At 45.0% G+C, this 593-nt stretch carries 1 protein-coding gene; it reads right to left on the reverse strand.

Annotation, left to right across the window (positions count from 1 at the left end; genetic code table 11):
* Nucleotides 1-35 precede the first annotated feature (35 nt).
* On the reverse strand, nt 36-593 hold a 558-nt coding region (locus DWW10_RS25855), incomplete at its 5' end, for an ATP-binding cassette domain-containing protein (protein ID WP_147350497.1).

Genomic DNA, 593 nt, shown 5'->3' on the forward strand with positions numbered 1-593 from the left:
ATGTCCGGCTATTAAATAATCTTGTTCCATTTCTTTTATTCCTTATTATTATATACTATATCGCATGTATCCAGATCGAATATCCGGTCGCAGAAAGCCAGCGAACTTTCGCGGTGGGCTATGACAACCAATGTCAGTTCACGGTGCCGCAAGGAGAGTGTTTCCAGAGCATGATTAATTTCCTGTTCCGTCTTGTTATCCAAAGCGGAAGTAGCTTCATCAAAGAACAAGACTTCAGCTTCCTTGTAAAGTGCCCGTGCAATACCAATTCTTTGTTTTTGACCACCGGACAATCGGCTGCCATATTCACCCAACGGGGTGTCCAATCCTTGTGGTAATTCATCTGCCCATTCCTTCAGTTGCACTTGTTCCAGAACCTGCATCACCTTTGTAAGGTCAATTTGCGATTGCCCCAGTGCAATGTTATCAGCGAGTGTACCTTCTATGATAAATATTTCCTGCGGTACGTACCCCACCAGTTTATGCCACTCACTTCGGTTAGTAGGAGTCAGTTTCCTGCCATCTATAAGTATCTCGCCGGAAGTCGGTGGGAAGAAGCCGAGCATCAGGTTAAAGAGGGTTGATTTGCCAGT

Source organism: Bacteroides intestinalis (assembly GCF_003464595.1).
GTDB lineage: Bacteria > Bacteroidota > Bacteroidia > Bacteroidales > Bacteroidaceae > Bacteroides > Bacteroides intestinalis_A.